Below are 16519 nucleotides of genomic sequence, written 5' to 3' on the forward strand. Positions count from 1 at the left end.
TAACTCGAATCTCTTTTTCCAATTGACGTTCAGAACGAATCCCGAACAAATACCCGATAAACATCATTTTAAAGAGAACGACCGGATCAATGGAGGGCCTTCCATTGTTCTCACAATACAAAGGCCGCACCTTGTCCGTGATAAAAGAAAAGTCGATATGCTTGTCCACTTTGCGGAGCAAGTGATCTTCCGGAACTAATTCTTCAATACAGACAAACTCCAGCTCATTTTGTTTCTCTTTATTGGAACGTAACACACCCATCCCTCCCATTCTTCTTCAACCTAATAAACGGTGGGAAGCAGTGAAAAGGATTCGGCAAAAAAATAGGCTGTCGAGACTTTCTCGACAGCCTGAGAAACGGGCTGTGTCACACACAGCCCGTTTCTTCGTGGGTGGGGACATCATTTACTTCTGCTCTTTTAACCAACGGTAAAAGGTGGTCCGGGAAACGCCCAACAGTTTAGCCGCTTTGGAGATATTGCCGTGGGTTTTTTCCAGTGCATCTTTGAAAGCCTTATTTCGTGTTTCCATGGGAATGGGAGGGGGGGCTGGAGGGGAGGGATCGCTCTTGAATGATCTGCATCAGGGTCGAGGAGCGGATCGTCTCTTCGTCCACAAACACGCTGGTTGAGCACCGAGGATCTGGCTCTCATCATTCATGTCCATCCCACATTGCCTGAAATTCTCCAGGAAGCGGCCGAAGGGGCTTTGGGACGAGCGATTCACATGATCAATAATAAAAACCACGCTTTAAGGGCATAAAGACACTGTAAAGTCATCTTCGCGTGAACAAAGCCACATGCTAGCGGCTTTTTTAAATGCTGTCCGAAGCTTTTAGCGGAGGGCAGGTTTTTTCTTCGGATCATCCTCTATTAACCGAATCTTGATGAAAATCGGGTGGCGTCGGGATAAACTGAGAAGGAACAAGCTGTTTGAGGAGGGGTGCGCATAAGGACGTGATGCAGGATCCAAAGAGCGCGATGCGGTGGTGAAAGGTGGAAAAACTGCTGGACACGGTGAAGAAACAGGCGAAGAAAAAGTAATCAGAGTTGGTTGACTGGATGTCCTGGGATTGACCGGAGGCTCTGTCTATCCCTATACTCATCCTGGACATCATACCGGGAGTGAGAAACGATGAACCAAACAGAAACCGGCACCGCGCTCGTTAAAAAGCCTCTGTCTCCGGACTGGGATCCGTGGGATCCTTGGTACACTCGAATGCGGAAAGGGCGGCATGAGTTGACCGGCGTGGAGTTTACCGTCACCCAGCTCTGCAATCTTCGCTGTGAGCATTGTGCTGTCGGGGAGATGCTGGTCAAGGAGGAAGGGGTGGCGCTGCCGGTGGAGACCCTGATCCGGCGGTTGGAGGAAGTGGATACCTTGCAAACCCTGAGCATCACTGGCGGGGAACCGGTGTTAAGCCCCCGGGTCGTCGAGGAGACGATCCGACCTTTGTTGCGTTACGCCCGGGAACGGGGGATTTACACCCAGATCAACTCCAACCTAACCCTTCCCCTGTCCCGGTACGAGGACTGGGTGGAGGATGTGGATGTCCTCCACATTTCCTACAACTATCGGGATGCGGCGGACTTTCACCGGATCGCCTTTGAAAAATACGGGCGGGAGGTGCCACAGAAGGCGGGAGAAAAATTATTCCACCGGATGGTAGACAATGCCAAAGCTCTCTCCAAGGCGGGGGTATTTGTCTCCGCCGAGACACTGCTCAGCCCCTTCACTTCCCCCCACATCGTCCAGATGCACCGGGATGTGGCGGAGATGGGCTGCCGCCGTCATGAGGTGCATCCGCTCTATCCCAGCGACTTTGCCCGGGGGATGGAATTGATCTCCCTGGATACTTTCCGGGAGACGATCCATCAACTGGTTGACCACCGGGATGAGGGGGTCTGGATTCTCTTTGGAACCTTACCCTTTTACCCCTGCAGTGACAACCCGGCGGACCGGGAGCTGTGGCTACGTCTGCACAAAGAAAAAAACATCACCGTTCGCAACGATCCCGATGGCCGCAACCGACTCAATGTCAACACCTTCACCGGCGACGTCATCGTCACCGATTTTGGCGATGTGCCCCCTCTGGGCAATATCCAAACTGACCGACTTGACACCATCTTTAACCGCTGGCTGGACCACGCCGAAGCTCGCCGTCACCACTGCTTCTGTCCCGAAGCCCGCTGCACCGGCCCCAACATCCTCGTCGCTGATGCCTACTACCCGAGTACGGACTTTCAACAGAAAAAAGCCCAGCTCTCCCTGGAAACCATATGAGCACACAAACCCCCGCTTCCTTTGGAGGAGCGGGGGTTGTATATTTGTTGTATTTAACTCGTGTGTGGGGCACCGATGTTGAGGGGAGATAACGAAAATGACTGATAGCGCATCCCAATTTCGTGGGCGATGTACACGACGGAAATAGCAACACCTCGGCGTAACCGAGTGTCCCAAATGCGCAAAACGGTGCCAAAAACCTGTGATATAGTTGAAGTGTCTACTCAATAGTGAATAGGAAATTGAACCCAAACGATTAATGCTACTTAAAAAGGGGCGATTGAATCAATGGAGATTGGGCACAAGGCCATTAGTTATAACGAGAAGATACAAGTGGAGGAAATCAATGGTCTGATGGCGTGAACTGGGCTGTTTTCATATTCGTCATCATTCAATATGTACATTTTGAAGATCTTTAGATTGAAGATCTTCAGAAAAAAGGCATTCCGATCGCGCTTATCATCGCGTCGATCATGGCTGTGACAGCAATTGCGCGCGGTCTGTTAAGCTGAAGGGCTGCCATGTGGTGGCCCGCTAGATCAACGGGTGGGACCCAAGCGTCATCCGTGCCTCTTTCAACGTCCTATTGGATGTAGCATCATCCGAAAAAAACCAAGTGTAACAGGGTGGTGTATAACAACCATGAAGAAAATTAAACTGATTGCGACGGGTGGAACCATATCCGGTCGCGGGATCCACCGTTTGGATCTGAAAGATTATCAGTCCGGTTTTTACACAGGAGATGATCTTCTGCGGGAAATCCCAGAGATCCGAGAGATTGCCGATATCGATGTGGAACAGATGACTAACGTCGGAAGCTCAAACATCTCTCCCGCTCATTGGTTAGACTTAAAAAATAGAATTGAACGCCTCTTCAATGAGGAGGATTATGACGGAGTTGTCATTACTCATGGTACGAGTACCCTGGAAGAGACTGCTTACTTTCTCCATCTGACGGTCCATTCGCATAAACCCGTCGTGTTGGTGGGCTCGCAACGCCCCTTCTCTGCTATCGGGAGTGACGCTCCCTTCAACTTAATCAATGCCGTTCGTGTGGCGTCCGAGCCGGCCTCTATCGGAAAAGGGGTGCTCGTGGTCTTAAACGATGAAATCAACTGTGCGCGAGAGGCGACCAAGGCGAATACGTATCGGGTGGAAGCTTTTCAATCGGGGCAATTGGGGTTGTTGGGATACGTCGATCCCGACCGAAAGGTGCAGTTTTACCGCTCACCATCGCGTAAACACACGGTTCACTCGCAATTTTCCAAGCTGTCCATCTCCGCCTTTCCCAAAGTGGCTATTCTTTACTCTCATGCCGGTGCAGATCAAGATCTCATTCAATATATCATCCGAAGCGGCCGATACCAGGGGATCGTTTTGGCAGGAACAGGAGGCGGGCACTGCACCTCCGAGGAGAAGGCGGGCCTGATTGAGGCGGTAGAACGTGATATACACGTTGTCCGAAGCAGTCGCGTCGGCAATGGCAGAGTGGTGATGCTGAACCGGGAAAGCTGGCAGAGCTGTATCACAGCAGACAACCTATTGCCCCACAAAGCACGCATTTTACTGATGTTATCGCTTCTAGTTACTCAAGAGCGAGCTGCCATCCAGCAAATCTTTGACGAATATTAAATAGCGAAGGACTACCGCTAGAAACATGGATTCGCCATTTTATCCCGGGAAAGAACTGTTGCAGGTCTCGCTGCAAGCTTCCTATTTCAACACGACAGTGGTCATTCCGCACAATAGAAGAGTCTACCGCCTACTCCTATAATGGGGAGGCGGTTTTTTGTGGCTGCCGATCCCTTCGACTGGAGAGATTCGTCACCATCATAAATCGATGCTGTACTTCATCTCCATCCGTAAGATCGCACCAGTCCGTCCAATCGGAGGATCCGATGCGTTTTGTCGCCTTCCGTTTTGATCACGATGAGGCATATGATAGCCAGTCATTTTGATAGTGGGCGACCGACTGGTTGTCAATTGACAGGATCTACATCCTCTTGTTAAAGTGATACTGATAATCGTTATCATAATCAAGGGAGCGATTGAGGCTCATCGTGGATGGAGGTCACTTCGAATGTCTCGCTTGCACGCGGAAAATTTGCACATTGGATATGGCGACCGTCTGATTGTTCAAGGTTTAAATGTTTCCATTCCAGACCAGCAGATGACTGCGATCATTGGGCCAAACGGATGCGGGAAATCGACGCTGTTAAAGGCGATGACGCGCATCATCTCTCCGCGCTCCGGATCGGTCTTGTTAGATGGGATGGACATAGCACGAGAGAACACAAAAACCGTCGCGAAAAACTTGGCGATTTTGCCCCAGACTCCAGAAGGAGCTAGCGGGTTAACCGTGGCGGAGCTGGTTTCTTTTGGTCGCTTTCCTTACCAAAAAGGTTGGGGTCGATTGACCGAGCAAGATCGTAAAATGATCGATTGGGCGTTGGAGATGACAGGCACAGAAGGGTTTAAGGATCGTCCTGTCGATACGTTATCAGGTGGTCAGCGTCAACGTGTCTGGATTGCGCTGGCGTTGGCCCAAGAGACGGATATTATCTTTTTGGATGAACCGACGACCTATCTCGATTTAGCTCATCAACTAGAAGTGCTGGAATTGCTGCAAAAATTGAATCGAGAACAGGGGCGGACGATCATCATGGTGCTTCACGACCTCAATCAAGCGGCGCGCTTTGCCGACTACATGATCGCGATGAAACGGGGCCGAGTCGTCAAGGCGGGGACCAGTGAAGAAGTGATCTCCCCTGATGTGTTGCGGGAAATCTTTCATATCGATGCGATCATCGATCGAGATCCACGTACGGATAAGCCCATATGTCTCACCTATCATCTGATCAAAGGAGAAGTTGAACATCATGAAGAGATGGCTGATTCCCATCCTGGTACTGTCGCTACTGTTCGTTAGTGCCTGTGGCAACCCAGCGCAGAGTTCAGATCATGAGGAGGCGTCAGGGGAGACGATCACCTATCAATCGGAACAAGGTCCCGTCCAGGTCCCTGCGAATCCCCAGCGCGTCGTTGTCCTTTCATCCTTTACCGGTAACGTGATGGCCCTCGGAGTCAAACCCGTCGGTGTCGACTCCTGGTCCAAGAAGAATCCACGCTGGCAAAAGAGACTGAAAGATGTGCCTGAAGTCTCCGATGAAAACCTGGAAAAGATCATCGAACTCAATCCGGACCTGATCATCGGCCTTTCAAACACCAAAAATGTAGATAAATTGAAGAAAATCGCTCCTACTGTAACCTTTACCTATGGAAAGCTGGATTATCTTCAGCAACATATTGAAATCGGCAAATTACTCAATAAAGAAAAGAAAGCGAAAGCATGGGTGAAAGATTTTAAAAAACGAGCAAAGGAAACTGGACAGGAGATCAAAGAAAAAATTGGCGAGGATGCAACGGTATCTGTCATCGAAAAATATGACAAACAGCTCTACGTGTATGGGGATAATTGGGGACGCGGCACAGAGATCCTCTATCAGGCGATGGGTTTGAACATGCCGAAAAGAGTGGAGAAAGTAGCTTCGGAGTCCGGTTATCATGCGATCTCCCCTGAAGTGCTTCCCCAGTTTGCCGGCGATTATCTCGTTGTCAGTACATTTAATGATACGGACAACTCCTTTATGGAGACAGATACCTATCAAAACATTCCAGCGGTTAAAAAGGACCGAGTTTTTGTGGTGGATGGGAAGGCGTTTTTCTTCAACGATCCGCTTACCCTGGAATATCAATTGAAGGTCTTCAAACAGAAATTTCTCGGTCGATGATGGAAAGGCGGGTAATCGGCCCGTTTTTTCTTGAGTGTTGGGAGAAAGGGGAAAAGGATCGATGAAAGGTCAGGCGTTATCGTTTCCTATTCAATTTTGTGGGTTCGTTCTGCTATTGGCGTTCATGTTTGTCGGATCGATGATCTTCGGTGCAGCCGATACAACCCTAGGGGATTTTTGGCAGGCGCTCACCTCTTCTCAAACGAACGATCACATCAACATCTTGCGCGAAATTCGGTTTCCTCGCGGAGTTGCTGCTGTTGTCGTCGGGGCGGCTTTATCCGTATCCGGGGCCATTATGCAGGGGATGACCCGCAATCCTCTCGCTGATCCGGGATTGCTCGGCCTCACGGCTGGTGCCAATGCAACCTTGGCGATTGCGATCGCCGTCTTTCCCGGGCTCAACCATCTAGGCCTCATGATTGCCAGTTTTATCGGAGCTGCCATCGGATCATTGATCGTTTTTGGGATCGGAAACCTGCAAAGAGACGGTCTTTCCCCTTTTCGTCTCATTTTAGCTGGAGCAGCGGTGTCTACGTTTTTATTTGCCGTTGCTGAAGGTGTTGCCTTGGTTTTTGACATTCCTAAGGATGTCTCGATGTGGACAGCAGGTGGCCTGATCGGAACCACCTGGGATCAGCTTCAATGGGTGACACCGATCGTTTTCTTAAGCATCCTCGGAGCGATTTTCCTGTCCCGCCAACTGACCATTTTAAGCTTAAATGAGGAAGTGGCTGTCGGCCTCGGACAAAACACTTCGCGGATCAGAGCCGCTCTTTTTGTGATGATTATTTTATTGGCGGGTGCGGCGGTTTCATTAGCCGGAAACTTAGCCTTTGTCGGCCTGTTAGTCCCGCATATCGTCCGTGCCATCGTTGGAACAGATTACCGTTTGATCATACCGTCGGCTACCCTTGTCGGAGCCGCCTTTATGTTGTTAGCGGACACCATCGGCCGAACCATCCATGCTCCATATGAAACCCCTGTCGTTGCCATTGTCGCGGTAATGGGGCTCCCCTTCTTTCTCATCATTGTACGTAAAGGCGGTCGAGCATTCCTATGATTTCACAATCCCTTCGACGCAGACAAAAGAGGTTGATCAGTGCGCTGTTTGCGATGACGGTGATCACTATCGTGATGGGTATGGGGCTCGGCGACGCCTCCCTCCCTTATGATCGCATCATTCCCACCTTGTTCGGCGGGGGAAGTTTTAAGGAAGAATTTATTCTTTTTTCGATTCGTCTTCCCCGCATCTTGATCACACTGATGGCCGGAATGGCCCTCGCCTTGTCCGGTGCCATCTTGCAAGCAGTGGCACGTAATGACTTGGCCGATCCGGGGATTATCGGGATCCATTCAGGTGCTGGAGTGGCGATTGCCCTCTTTTTCTTGTTCTTTCCCTTGGATGTGGGCAATTTCGCCTATGCCATCCCCTTCGTTGCCTTTGTGGGAGCGTTCATCACCGCTATCGCGATTTATGTGTTGGCTTATGAACGACGAACAGGGCTTCAACCCATCCGTCTCGTACTGATTGGGGTGGGTTTTTCGACTGCCCTGTCTGGGGCGATGATCGTTCTCATCTCCTCAGCAGAGCGGCAAAAGGTTGATTTTATCGCTAAATGGCTGGCCGGGTCCGTTTGGGGGGACGATTGGCCCTTCTTATGGGCGATATTGCCGTGGTTATTGCTCGCGGTCCCTTTTATATGGTTTAAATCGACTCAGATAAACCTTCTCAGCATGGATGAATCGGTGGCGATCGGAGTGGGGGTCAGGACCAACCGGGAACGATTTCAACTCCTTCTCGCTGCTGTCGCCTTGGCCGCTGTGGCGACATCTGTGACGGGAGGAATCGCTTTTGTCGGTCTGATGGCTCCCCATTTGGCCAAAGTGATGATCGGGCATCGGGCACAGCTGTACATGCCGCTCTGTCTGTTGCTAGGTGGTTGGTTGTTGCTTTTAGCGGATACCATCGGCCGAAACTTGGTTGCCCCGGAGGGTGTGCCGGCTGGTGTCGTCGTGTCCCTCATTGGTGCTCCTTATTTTATCTATTTGCTGTTTAAACAGGCGAATCACGTTGAAGGTGGTAGTTGATACGAGAGGGGTACATCGGCAATGAGTCTCAATCGGCACAGAGGTGAAAAATGGTCTGATCGTGTGATATGATTCACAGCGCTCTGTGACACCGCCCTGTATAATCACCGTACAGGAGGTGTCTAAAATGGAGAAAAAATTTAACGGGGAAGAGCAAATCGGTGAAATTGTTTCAGACTTTCCAGGCGCGAGCAACCTGTTTAAAAAATACAACATCGACTTCTGCTGCGGAGGAAAGCGAACGTTGACGAAAGCCCTGCGCCAACGCAAACTCGATGAGGAAGCCTTTCTTCAACAGCTCAATGAGGCCTACCGGAAGAGACAATCGAATCAGAATACCGTCGATTGGCGTAAAGCGCGCTATTCGGAATTAGTCGACCACATCATGAAAACGCATCACGATTATTTGCGAGAGGAACTGCCGGTTTTAAGCGCCTTTGTCACCAAGGTCACCTATCGACATGGTGCAGCCCATCCCGAGCTCACCGAGTTGCATCCATTGTTTCACCGCCTCAAAGAGGAGCTGGAAGAGCATTTAGACAAAGAAGAAGAGGAGATCTTTCCTCTCGTGAAAGAATATGAAGAGACAGTTTCCCGGGACGTTTTGGATCAAGCGGTTCAAGTAATCGACCGTTTAGAAGCGGAACACGATCAGACGGGCGAACTTCTCAAAGAGATGAGAAGGGTTTCGAAGGATTATGCATTGCCGGAAGACGCTTGTCGAACGTACACCTTGTCTTTCTCCAAATTGGAAGAGCTGGAGGCTGACATGTTTCAGCATATCCATCTGGAAAACAACGTGCTATTTGAGCGCCTGAGGCAATCCGTGCGCTGAAGATAGGGATCGGTATTCCCAGCCATGGGGACCGACTTCGGTGACGTGTCCCCCTTGGGCAACATCCAAACCGACCGACTGGACACCATCTTTAACCGCTGACTGGACCACCTGAAGCCCGACGTCACCACTGCTTCTGCCCCGAAGCCCGCTGCACCGGTCCAACATTCTAGTGGCCGACCCCTATTATCCGGATACGGATTTTCAGCGGAGAAAAAGCCAGAGCCTCTCTGTAATATTAAAACCCCGCTTCCTTTGGAGGAGCGGGGGTGTTTTATGGTGAAAATAAGGTGAGTTCATCCATTGCAATTTTTTGTGGAGTGAGCGTTATTCGATCATCACACGGGGTGCAAATGTAGACAGGACGTCAACCACATCATGGGGAGTGATAAAAACATAATGCGTCACTTCTATATCTTCATAGATCCCAGCGCTTTCTTTCAGAAACCAATTCAGGTATTCTGAATGTTTCACTTTAAATAGAGGCCAAGTACTGTAAAATTGATCCCCATAATGGCGACTGAGAAAATCCCATGTTTTTAATAGACGACCTTCATCTGTATTTCGATAGGAGCATACCACTCCGTCAAATTGGACCAAAACCTTTTTTTCGCTATCTTCACTGCTGAACCTCATGACGATTCCCTCGTGGCCATCGACAAGGGAATCTAGGTATATTGGTTGAGGTATGTGATCGATCGGCACCCATTGTTCCCAGCGCTCCATGGAAAACCTCCTCATATTCATTCAATGTCAAAAGAAACCGTCTGGATCGACCCAGACGGTTTGAATATACACTCCTATTGATTTTAACAGACCGTCGCTTACGAATCCGATTGTTCCGAGTCCCATACCTCAACAAACTTGTATCCTACGAGGGAACTGGAGGTGACCCTTTCTTTGAACTCGTCAGAAACCAACACATCAGATTGGACTCTATCATCTAGATACACTTTAAAAATATGTTGTCCTTTGATTTTCTCAGGGTAAAAAGAGTATTTTTTGATTCCAGACCTGCGTCCGGATCGAAGCATTCTTTTAACCTCTATTTTATCGTAATCGAGTGCATCCACTACATTTAATACATGAATAGCAAAATACTGATGTTCGGAATGCTTTAAAGGCAGTGCTTCCACTTGATCTTTAATTAAGTCGTGTACCGCATGTAGCGCATGTTTTGAGAAGACCGGGAGAGTCACATCACCCCAAAACTGAGGAAAATCACTTTGTTGCCCCTCCGATAAGGTATAAACCTCCACCTCTCCCCATTGAGCTTTTTTGGGTGTCGGTTGATTGAAGTCCTTAAAATACTTGTCATAATCATCATCAAAATTTAGAAGCTAAAGATCTTCCAATTCCTCGTTCAGATCGCTTTTTAGTAACCAAACTCTCATGAATAAAACCTCCGAAAAAGTTACTTTAACAGCAAACTGCCACCACTGCTTTTATTCAAAACCATTGTACCAGTCAACACCCTTGTCGGTAGACGCTTTACCCGATGTGGATTCCTTTTAGCAAAAGATCCAAGTCTCCTTGGAAAATTCATAACACAACAACCCCGCTTCTTTTTACAGGAGCGGGGTTGTTTCTTCTTTCAATGTCACGATAGGGTTTTATTAGAGATTTCTTCGTCTTTTCAAGGGATACGTACTCGGCATCGTTATGGTGCGATTTTACCAAGAGGTGATTAAAGGTAATCGTATGATCCATTTGTTTCATCATCATATAGGTTTTCTACTGCATCTGAGAATCGATCCGACAAGAATTCGTAAAAGTTTTTATATGTTTGTATGCCTGCATTCCCTAAAAAATCCCAATCAATAACTGGGCATTCTCCATTAACCAATTTACTGGTGTCTAAGCAATAAACCCATTCATCGCAGTTCTCGATGACAACGAGAGAATGAGGTAAACCCTCTTCTCTATATGTCTGGGTGGATTTCACACAAGTGGGGATCTCAGTTTTTGCTATACCCAATATTTCCACACCTGCGATACCTCCGTGGCCGAAGTTCCGAACAAACCATTTGTAATCATCAGGTAAGGTTACTTCCAACATGTTTTCAATTTGTTTAATCCGGGAATCATCCACTGGACCTGTGAAAGAACGATTATTACCATATTGTTGGATCATCGACAAAATTTTTTCTTGACTCATTTTTTATCTGCCTCCTTTTGTATTTGTTCTGCTCTCCATTTCCAATACTTTGCTCTAAAATTATTGTACTGCTTGTCCAATACAGGGTCATTTCTAAAACTTTGTCCCTTTCCAACTAAACCATGGAGTTGTTTTTTATATTGACGATGAGTCATCTCAACGATTTCCACCATTGGCCCTGCTTCCTTTTGTATTATATGGTGTAGCTGAAGGGGTTTTCCGTCTTGTCCTAATGGTGGTCTCCCATCTTTAGCGCGTTCTAGGTTGGTCATACCAGTCTCAGGGTCTATCACATTCCAATTGATATCCTTCCTCTGATAAACCCTTCGGGAGATATCCCGTACTTTTCCATCAACTTTTGTCGTTCCTTCATATTGGACTGGTTTGTATGTTTTCGAGTTTTTTAGGCCTTGGTAAAAGGAATCCGCCGATTTTGTATTTGTGTCCTGAGTCTTTGATGGGAAGTCGTCTTTTTTATCCGACTTCCCAAGAATCTGCTCCGCTAAACATTTGCTATCTCCGGTGGGAGCGGAGGGGCTGCCTTTGGCCATCATTATGCCGGTAGAGGCGTACTGCACTTGATGGGTTGCAGCGGAGGAACGGTTGCCGCAGGCCCATTCGACGAAGTCGTCCCGTTTTTTCAGGATGGGATCGGAGATGTTTTCGGTCCAGTCGGTCACCTTGCCGCCCGTGATTGTATCGTCGACTTTGCCGAGGAGTTGGCCGCCTTTGCTTACCTTTTTCAAGGCAAGGTATCCCAATGCCGGCTCGATATATCGGTCGTCTAAAAGGAGTAAAAAAAGATAGAGAATGAGCAATAACCCATGCTGGTCGAGACGGGGGGGGGTCTCCCGCATGAACAACTCAGAACCGAATAACAGCAGTTGAAAAAGCCCCAGGATGAGTTTGCCGAGAGAGGGGACGAAGGCCCATGCCATATTCAATGAATTTTATTGGAATTATAAATAAAAAGAGGATGGTACGTTACATACTTCCCCCTAAATTTGCCCGTTAGAAAACATTTGATATAAGCGGACAAGCTGGGGTTCACCCCCGGAGCCATGACCCACATCGCCAATCGGCTGATCAAAGACGGTTACGCGGAAAGGAAGGCGGATGAGAAGGATCGGCGGGTAATCTATCTGCAGATGACCGAGACCGGTGAACAAGTGCTTGCAGAAGCCCGTGAAAAAGGGGAACAACTCCGTCTGGATCTGTTTCAAGCCCTGGATGAAACGGAAATCCGAAAATTTTTATCCATCTATAAAAAGTTGTTAGAACAAAGCGAGTCGCTCTGAAATGATCGGAAGGGGATGCTTACGAAATGCGATTGCAGGGAAAAGTGGCCCTGATTACGGGCGCGGCCGGGGGGCAAGGCAAAGAAGAGGCGTTTTTGTTTGCGAAGGAAGGCGCCTGTGTGGTGATTACGGATATCCAAGAAGAGTTGCTGGAACAGACCGGGAAAGAATTGTTGCAGGTATCGCCGCAAGCTTCCTATTTTCAACACGATGTGACCTCAAAAGCACAATGGGAAAGCATCGTTTCACAGGTTGTGGAGAAATACGGAAAGATCGATATATTGGTGAACAACGCGGGGGTCTCACCGTAAAACGGTTTGTTGGAGACGTCGCTTTCCTTGTGGAACAAGGTGATGGGGATCCATGCCACCGGTACCTTTTTGGGGATGAAAACCGTGGTGCCGGTAATGAAAGAAAACGGCGGCGGTTCGATTATCAATATTTCGTCGATCGCCGGTTTGACGGGAGGATCTGGAGCGAGCGCCTACACAGCATCCAAGGGGGCGGTCCGCATGCTGACCAAAGGGGCTGCCATCGAATTTGCCAAGGATTCGATCCGTGTCAACTCCGTCCATCCCGGGGTGGTGGAAACGCCGATGACCGAGGAACTTCTAAAGAATGAACAGATCCGAGGGATGTTGGAACAAACCACCCCGCTCCCCCGGTTTGGCCAGCCGGAGGATATCGCCCAGGGAGTACTCTATCTGGCCAGTGACGAGTCCAGCTTTGTTACAGGGATTGAATTACCGATCGACGGTGGTTATGCCGCACAATAGACCCTTGAGCATTAACTTCCCCGTCCCTTCATTTACAGGGCTGGGGAATGGGTTACCAGAGATCGTCTTCCTCCTCATCCTCCTCGTCGTCTTCCCAATCGTCATCCTCCTCCGGCAATAAGGTGACTTGTACGCCGCCTGCTAGCGTCTTTGCCTCAAACCAGTGGTTGCAAAGGTGGCAGTAGAGGTCCATGCTGTTGTCGGCTGGTAGGGCTACTTGTCTGTAGGAGTACCGGCAGACGGGGCAGGAGACGTCGATCAGCCGGATCGCCCCCGGTCCGGAGAGAGCGGGATGTGCTTGGTGTACTTTTTCGAAGACGCCGTCCTTAAACTGATAGCCGTCGATGATGATGCGGGAGGGGTCGGCGAAGAGGCTGCGACCCACGCACCCGTCGGGCAAGGTGTAGGTATTTGAGCGGCCCTTTCGGGTGATGGTCACCTTGCCATCGCCGAGAGTTTCGATTTGGGCGCCGGGGATGACGGCGATGTTTCTCCCTTCGCTGTTAAATTGGTTGATTCTTCTGCCGATGTTGAAATTGATCACGCAACATCCTCCTTTTCCCTCTTTTAAACTCTTATGAATAGAATATGCGGTTTGCTAGCGAAAGGGTTAGGCCGGGCAACAATTTCAACGTGTGATGGATGGAAGGTGTCGTGCCTTCGGGATTCTGTCGGTTGGTTTGGTTTGAGAGAATGACTCTGCCGTCTCTTTTGCCCGGGCTCTGGGGGGTATGGTATAGTAATGGCCGATAAACCTGTGCGGCGATGGGGTGGAGCAGTGTTAAAACGGTTGGTTCCTGACGAATTTGTGCAGTCTATCTATGAAATCGATTTTAGAGAACTTCAGCGGCGGGGAGTGAAAGCGGTTATCGTCGACCTGGACAACACCTTGGTGGAGTCGACGCGGCCGCAGGCGACGCCGGAGCTGGTGAGCTGGCTGGATCAACTGCGGGGTATGGGCTTTAAGGTGATGATCGTCTCCAATAACAAACGAACCCGGGTCTCCCGGTTTGCCACCCCCCTGCGCGTTCCCTTCATCCATCGGGCTCGAAAACCCCTCTCCGCCGCTTTTAAAAAGGCGATGGGAAGACTGGAAGTGACCGCGGCCGATTCGGTGATGATCGGCGATCAGATCTTTACCGACGTGTTGGGGGGAAATACCCTCGGGTTACATACGATTCTGGTGGTTCCCGTTTCCGATGCAGAAGGGATTTTCACCAAAATCAATCGGTTGATGGAACGAATGATCCTGCGCTGGATGAAGCAGCGGGGATTGTTGGGTTGGGAGGAGCAGAAGTGATGGACGAGGCATATTGGTGTGAAGGATGCGGTGTCGAGCTGCAGACGGAGAATCCGGATCGGCCGGGGTACGTTCCCCCGGCAGCGCTGAAACGGGAGCATGTGATCTGCAAACGCTGTTTTCGCATCCGCCACTATAACGAAGTGACTCCGATGGAGGCGGACCCGGATGAGGTTCTCTCCATGCTTCGGGAAATCGGCGAAAAGGAGGCCCTGGTTGTCCAAGTGGTGGATCTCTTTGATTTCACCGGGAGTTGGATTCCAGGCATTCAGCGACATACCGGGGGCAACCCGATTCTGATTTTGGGAAACAAATTGGACCTGTTTCCCAAATCGGCCAAAGTGCAGCGGCTGAAGGAGTGGGTATACCGCTCGGCAAAGGAGCTGGGGGTAAAACCGGCCGAGGTGGTGCTGACCAGTGCGGCGAAAGGATATCGGTTGGACGAGGTAGTAGAGGCCATCGATAAGCAGCGCCAGGGACGGGATGTCTACGTGGTCGGAACGGCCAACGTGGGGAAATCCACCCTGATCAATCGCTTGTTGAAGGAGTTTGGTGACGGAGAGGAGTCGATCACCACTTCTCCCTATCCGGGAACCACCTTGGACACGATCCATATCCCCTTGGATGATGGGAAGGAGATCGTAGATATGCCGGGAATCCTGCGCCGGGATCGTATGAGCGAGTGGGTGGATCCCAAGGAGTTGAAAGCGATCATTCCCGATCAGGAGATCAAACCGAAAGTGTATCAACTGAACGATGGCCAAACCCTCTTTTTCGGCGGCTTGGCCCGGATGGATTATATCGAAGGAGAGCGGCAGCCCTTTGTCTGCAGCGTGGCCAACTCTCTCTACATCCACCGCACCAAATTGGAAAAGGCGGAGGAGATCTGGGTGAAACACCGGGGGGAACTGTTGATTCCGCCAGAGGAACCGGACTCCCTGCCGCCCTTGCGACGGCATTCCTTCCATTTGAACGGAACTCAGAAACAGGATCTGGTCATCTCCGGCCTTGGCTGGATCGCTACGGGAAAAGCACGGGGTCAAGTGGATCTATGGGTGCCGGAAGGCGTCCGAGTGGAGATTCGTCCGTCCATTCTGTGAGCACATACATGATAAAAAGGGAGGAGAAATCGGTTGCGCCTTGACGCGAATATCCGGAAAACGGGCCTGATCGGACACCCCGTCAGCCACTCCAAATCACCGGAGATGATCAACGCCGCTTACCAAAAACAGGGGCTTCCCTATATCTATTTGGCCTACGATGTGGCCCCGGAGGACTTGAAACAAGCTGTCGAGGGAATGCGGGCTCTCGGCTTTCGAGGATGGAATGTGACCGTCCCGCACAAGGTGACGGTAATGGATCACCTGGATGAAGTGGAGGAGAGCGCCCGGTTGATCGGGGCGGTCAACACGGTGATGGTGGAGGAGGGCCGCCTGATCGGGATCAATACCGATGGAGCCGGCTACTTGCGCTCCCTCGTCACCGAAACCGGGATCGATCCCGCTGAGCAGCAAGTGGTGTTGATCGGTGCCGGCGGAGCGGCCCGTGCGGTGGGATATGCCCTCGCCCGTGCGGGAGTCCAGCGGATCACCGTGGTCAACCGGACGGAAACCCGGGCTCAGGAGCTGGCCGCTCGTCTTAAGACGTGGACGGAGACAGAAGGGGTCGGACTGGATCAAGCGGGGGAGAAGCTTCAAGGGGCCAGCCTGCTGGTGCAGACCACTTCTGTCGGTATGTACCCCGATACCGAGGCGTGCCCCGTGGATCCCACTTTCCTCCACGAGGGGTTGTTGGTGAGCGATCTGATTTATCATCCCCGTGATACCCGTCTGATGAGAGAAGCGCGGACCCGAGGCGCCCGGGTTCACGGGGGACTGGGCATGCTGCTTCACCAGGGAGCGCTGGCTTACCGACGGTGGACCGGGCAGGAAGCACCGACGGAGACGATGCGGGAGATCCTGGAGGAAGCCCTGAAGGAGACGTGAC

General features: G+C 50.4%; 19 protein-coding genes and 1 pseudogene. 12 read left to right on the forward strand and 8 right to left on the reverse strand.

From position 1 onward, the window contains the following. Positions 1-262 (reverse strand): transposase (locus BLP91_RS12405; protein ID WP_143003549.1); only part of this gene is annotated, 262 nt, incomplete at its 3' end. A gap of 144 nt (positions 263-406) precedes the next feature. Continuing rightward, positions 407-532, reverse strand: a complete 126-nt coding sequence (locus BLP91_RS12410) for a helix-turn-helix domain-containing protein (protein WP_091571584.1) — start codon at positions 530-532, stop codon at positions 407-409. A 603-nt stretch (positions 533-1135) separates the two neighbouring features. Between BLP91_RS12410 and yfkAB the strand changes: the two genes are divergently transcribed. The 7 genes from yfkAB to ric all read left to right on the forward strand — a co-directional run bounded on the left by yfkAB (position 1136) and on the right by ric (position 9001). After that, a complete protein-coding gene (gene yfkAB / locus BLP91_RS12415) occupies positions 1136-2284 on the forward strand; it encodes a radical SAM/CxCxxxxC motif protein YfkAB (RefSeq protein WP_091571587.1) in 1149 nt (382 codons plus the stop codon). 642 nt (positions 2285-2926) lie between these two features. Then, complete coding sequence (locus tag BLP91_RS12420; RefSeq protein ID WP_091571590.1) at positions 2927-3916, forward strand: asparaginase; 990 nt, start codon at positions 2927-2929, stop codon at positions 3914-3916. A 448-nt stretch (positions 3917-4364) separates the two neighbouring features. After that, a complete protein-coding gene (locus BLP91_RS12425) occupies positions 4365-5213 on the forward strand; it encodes an ABC transporter ATP-binding protein (protein ID WP_091571593.1) in 849 nt (282 codons plus the stop codon). Continuing rightward, entirely contained in the window at positions 5164-6075 is a 912-nt protein-coding gene (locus BLP91_RS12430; RefSeq protein ID WP_091571596.1) for an iron-hydroxamate ABC transporter substrate-binding protein, read from the forward strand. The genes BLP91_RS12425 and BLP91_RS12430 overlap by 50 nt, the downstream gene beginning before the upstream one ends. Positions 6076-6136: 61 nt before the next feature. Next, positions 6137-7138, forward strand: a complete 1002-nt coding sequence (locus tag BLP91_RS12435; protein WP_091571598.1) for a FecCD family ABC transporter permease — start codon at positions 6137-6139, stop codon at positions 7136-7138. After that, positions 7138-8166, forward strand: coding sequence for a FecCD family ABC transporter permease (locus BLP91_RS12440; RefSeq protein ID WP_176757967.1), 1029 nt, complete (start codon positions 7138-7140; stop codon positions 8164-8166). The genes BLP91_RS12435 and BLP91_RS12440 overlap by 1 nt, the downstream gene beginning before the upstream one ends. A 127-nt stretch (positions 8167-8293) precedes the next feature. Next, a complete protein-coding gene (gene ric, locus BLP91_RS12445; protein WP_091571604.1) occupies positions 8294-9001 on the forward strand; it encodes an iron-sulfur cluster repair di-iron protein in 708 nt (235 codons plus the stop codon). Here the strand turns inward: ric and BLP91_RS16430 are convergent. The 5 genes from BLP91_RS16430 to BLP91_RS17180 all read right to left on the reverse strand — a co-directional run bounded on the left by BLP91_RS16430 (position 8969) and on the right by BLP91_RS17180 (position 12097). Next, complete coding sequence (locus tag BLP91_RS16430; protein WP_143003550.1) at positions 8969-9169, reverse strand: hypothetical protein; 201 nt, start codon at positions 9167-9169, stop codon at positions 8969-8971. The genes ric and BLP91_RS16430 overlap by 33 nt on opposite strands. A 159-nt stretch (positions 9170-9328) precedes the next feature. Then, positions 9329-9727, reverse strand: coding sequence for a hypothetical protein (locus BLP91_RS12450; RefSeq protein WP_091571607.1), 399 nt, complete (start codon positions 9725-9727; stop codon positions 9329-9331). Positions 9728-9825: 98 nt separating this feature from the next. Further along, positions 9826-10260: an imm11 family protein gene (locus BLP91_RS12455; protein ID WP_091571609.1), complete on the reverse strand. Its 435-nt coding sequence runs from the start codon at positions 10258-10260 to the stop codon at positions 9826-9828. A 428-nt stretch (positions 10261-10688) separates the two neighbouring features. Then, the gene (locus tag BLP91_RS12460) at positions 10689-11159 is read right to left on the reverse strand and encodes an SMI1/KNR4 family protein (protein WP_091571612.1); all 471 of its coding nucleotides are present in this window, start codon (positions 11157-11159) and stop codon (positions 10689-10691) included. After that, complete coding sequence (locus BLP91_RS17180; RefSeq protein ID WP_245662256.1) at positions 11156-12097, reverse strand: HNH/ENDO VII family nuclease; 942 nt, start codon at positions 12095-12097, stop codon at positions 11156-11158. Before BLP91_RS17180 ends, BLP91_RS12460 begins: the two co-directional genes overlap by 4 nt. A 102-nt stretch (positions 12098-12199) precedes the next feature. On the opposite strand from BLP91_RS17180, the gene BLP91_RS12470 reads away from it, so the two are divergent. Both BLP91_RS12470 and BLP91_RS12475 read left to right on the forward strand, forming a co-directional pair. Then, positions 12200-12457: a MarR family winged helix-turn-helix transcriptional regulator gene (locus tag BLP91_RS12470; RefSeq protein ID WP_342670300.1), complete on the forward strand. Its 258-nt coding sequence runs from the start codon at positions 12200-12202 to the stop codon at positions 12455-12457. A gap of 26 nt (positions 12458-12483) precedes the next feature. Further along, a pseudogene (locus tag BLP91_RS12475) lies at positions 12484-13233 on the forward strand (SDR family NAD(P)-dependent oxidoreductase). A gap of 52 nt (positions 13234-13285) precedes the next feature. On the opposite strand, the gene BLP91_RS12480 reads toward BLP91_RS12475, so the two are convergent. After that, complete coding sequence (locus BLP91_RS12480) at positions 13286-13777, reverse strand: hypothetical protein (RefSeq protein ID WP_091571617.1); 492 nt, start codon at positions 13775-13777, stop codon at positions 13286-13288. Between the two features lie 198 nt (positions 13778-13975). On the opposite strand from BLP91_RS12480, the gene BLP91_RS12485 reads away from it, so the two are divergent. Genes BLP91_RS12485 through BLP91_RS12495 form a run of 3 tightly spaced genes read left to right on the forward strand, consistent with a single transcriptional unit; the run spans position 13976 to position 16518 of the window. Beyond that, the gene (locus BLP91_RS12485) at positions 13976-14533 is read left to right on the forward strand and encodes a YqeG family HAD IIIA-type phosphatase (protein ID WP_245662257.1); all 558 of its coding nucleotides are present in this window, start codon (positions 13976-13978) and stop codon (positions 14531-14533) included. Beyond that, positions 14533-15633, forward strand: a complete 1101-nt coding sequence (yqeH, locus tag BLP91_RS12490) for a ribosome biogenesis GTPase YqeH (RefSeq protein WP_176757961.1) — start codon at positions 14533-14535, stop codon at positions 15631-15633. The genes BLP91_RS12485 and yqeH overlap by 1 nt, the downstream gene beginning before the upstream one ends. Positions 15634-15666: 33 nt before the next feature. Next, positions 15667-16518: a shikimate dehydrogenase gene (locus tag BLP91_RS12495; RefSeq protein WP_091571623.1), complete on the forward strand. Its 852-nt coding sequence runs from the start codon at positions 15667-15669 to the stop codon at positions 16516-16518. Position 16519: the final 1 nt, after the last annotated feature.

This window comes from Melghirimyces thermohalophilus, assembly GCF_900102685.1.
Classification (GTDB): Bacteria; Bacillota; Bacilli; order Thermoactinomycetales; family DSM-45169; genus Melghirimyces; species Melghirimyces thermohalophilus.